4 protein-coding genes are annotated in these 2624 nt (G+C 28.8%); all 4 read right to left on the bottom strand.

From position 1 onward, the window contains the following. Nucleotides 1-377, bottom strand: a 377-nt coding sequence (locus tag D479_RS20940; RefSeq protein ID WP_008640609.1) for a polysaccharide biosynthesis protein, incomplete at its 3' end; no start/stop codon positions are given. Nucleotides 378-394: 17 nt separating this feature from the next. Continuing rightward, nucleotides 395-1057 (bottom strand): oligosaccharide flippase family protein, encoded by a 663-nt coding sequence (locus D479_RS19575; RefSeq protein ID WP_008640608.1) that lies wholly within the window; start codon nt 1055-1057, stop codon nt 395-397. Further along, nucleotides 1050-2000, bottom strand: coding sequence for a polysaccharide pyruvyl transferase family protein (locus tag D479_RS19570; protein ID WP_008640607.1), 951 nt, complete (start codon nt 1998-2000; stop codon nt 1050-1052). The genes D479_RS19575 and D479_RS19570 overlap by 8 nt, the downstream gene beginning before the upstream one ends. Before the next feature lie 43 nt (nt 2001-2043). After that, the coding region (locus D479_RS20935; protein ID WP_008640606.1) for a hypothetical protein at nt 2044-2624 on the bottom strand (581 nt) is incomplete at its 5' end.

Here is a 2624-nt window from a genome sequence, read left to right as displayed (position 1 = left end):
CTGAATGGAATAGTAATGGATAATATTATAACTATTAAACTAGAATATATATAATCTTCACCAAAGAGTAAGGGTATTATATACATTGATAACGCTACTAGGGGAGTCAAAGCGATTATACCTATAAGAACGGCTAAGCTAGATCCAAATTCATATATAATATCAACCTTACCTTTATCACGATTTATCCATCTATGAACTTTAGGAATTAAATACGATTGATAAAAAGTAACTGGAAATAAATAGATTACATTCATGACTGAAAATGCAACGAAGTATATTCCTGAACTTTCATCACCCAAAACAGTGTTTGTAATAAAGATATTCCCTTGAGTGTAAATCATAAAAAATATTGATGCGGCTGAATACGGTATCATATGTATAAATGTCTGCTTTAGAGTTTTATGGTATATTTTTCTTCTATATATTTTTGTTTTCCATGCCCCTTTAAAACAATTTTGAACGAATATGTTCTCTTAATTATCCCTATGAAAATCAAAGATAAAATTATGGAGGATATAGTGTATCCTATTGCTACATCCATAATATTGTTTGAATAAATTAATACAACCAAAACTGTAATAAACCTAAAAATATGCAATAAAGATTTAATTAATGAAAGTTTTTTAAATTCTTCTTCTAACTGATAAGTAGCTTCAGCTAAAGAAGATAATCCACGACTTAAAATTACAAATATAAACAATAATGAAATTTGTTTAGTCAGCTGTGAGACATCAGACAATAAAAGCAGTAAGACACAAATTAACGAAGAAAAAGATATGCTTAAGAAATTTATCTTCACTGTAGGTCTTACCCAACGGAAAGCTTCCCAACCTTCTTTACCAAAATTTCTCAACCAATTTTGTCCGGTTCCTAAGGCTGCAAAAGTACCCAATATTGTTGTTAAAGTTAGAGCTGTAGACAATGCACCATAATCATCTACTGGAAAATATCTAGTAAGCATCAACTGAGTAATAAAACTTAAAAATACAGCTATGAGTTGAGAAGACCACAATATAGACACATCATTAAATAGTAACTTGTTAAGTTTAGACATATTCTAAAATTTTTTGATTTGATATAAGTTTTATATTTGCTGTGTCTTCATTCTCAACAAAGTATTTTATTTTGGGAGAGTAGTCGTAGACATAGCAAGGTTTATTTATATATTTCGATGCTACTGCAACATGAAGTCTTGAAGTAATAATTACATTTGAACAATTAAGTATATTTAATTTCTCCTCGAAATTTTCTTTCTTACTATACACCACATCAACCTTTTTATTTTTTTTCAAAGTTTCATAAATGTTTTTGCTTATTGTAGAATCGAAATAAGAATCTGTATCGATAATAACGATTTTATGAATACAATGGTCTTTACAAACCGCAAGTATAAAATTAGATATCGTATTAACATCGTTTCCTATAGTAGTATCACTATACCTCTCTAAATTCCTCCAAGCTACAACAAGGCCACTTGATTCTACGTTTTGATTACTTAATGAGTATTTTTCAAGTAGTTTGTTGGCTGGATCCTCTACAATCTCGATGCTTTCTATAGAACTCTTCTTGAATTTTTTAGCAATATTATATGATTTTTCATCTCGGAAAGAAATATAATCCGATACATTTATTAAGTGCTTTGTCTTTAACTTACTTTGTTTTCTTTTAAGATTTCCAATACCTACACCAATATAAGCAATTCTCTTTTTCTTCAACTTCGATAGAGACATAAACTTAAAGAAACCATCTCCATCTTCATCTGTAAAACAAGTTCCACCACCAAAAATAATTATTGAACTTTTTTTAGTAGTCCTGTTAAAATTTCTAATTTTTTGTAACTTAGTGTCTCCCCACAAACATACATTGACTGACTCATCTAACCAATCTACACTACCGAATGACATAACATTCACTCTTATATTTTTCTCCAAAAGAATACCTACGATATTCTTTAGCATTAGGTCATCACCTAAATTGTTACGACCATAATAGCCCACTAATGTAACCTCTTGAACATCCTCGATAACATTACAAAACTTTTCAGTAATTATTGTTAACACTTCCTTTTTTAAAGTCATAAAACACTTTAGATGATATTATGCAAGTAATCGAATATAATATATAGATTTGATTTTTAGTACCTGACCATCCTGTAAAATTATATACAAATAAACAAATCAAAATCGATAGAACTCCCAAAGCCATTACAGATTGTCCATATGATCCTTTAAAAAACACAATGGTCATTTTCACTGAGATAAAAACAATTAAAAAGATGTAAGCTAAGAAATAAAATAATCCTCCTTCGGTCAAATTGAGAAGATATAAATTATGAACTGGATTTACGTATTCAAAGCCTGTACCTAAAGTAGAAACAACATCTGTATAATTATTTAAACCAACACCAAATAAAATAGTCTTCAAATTACTTGTAAAGACCTCTAAACTTAATTCACTCAAGTAAAGTCTATAGAAAAATTGATAAATAAAATCCGAATTACCAAATCGATTATAGAGGTAATCAAGAGAGGTTACAAAAAATAGAATGAACGATAACCCCCCAAATACAATGGTTCTTGTTATTTTTCTAGTTGATATGTTATGTCGTTTTCTTATTACAT

Origin of the sequence: Halobacillus sp. BAB-2008 (assembly GCF_000328325.1) — a bacterium.
Classification (GTDB): Bacteria; Bacillota; Bacilli; order Bacillales; family Halobacillaceae; genus Halobacillus.
This window is presented reverse-complemented; position numbering and strand designations above follow the sequence as displayed.

Excerpts from the sequence above, each read along its gene's own strand:
- D479_RS19575 (WP_008640608.1), bottom strand. The coding sequence starts at position 1,057 with ATGTCTAAACTTAACAAGTTACTATTTAATGATGTGTCTATATTGTGG.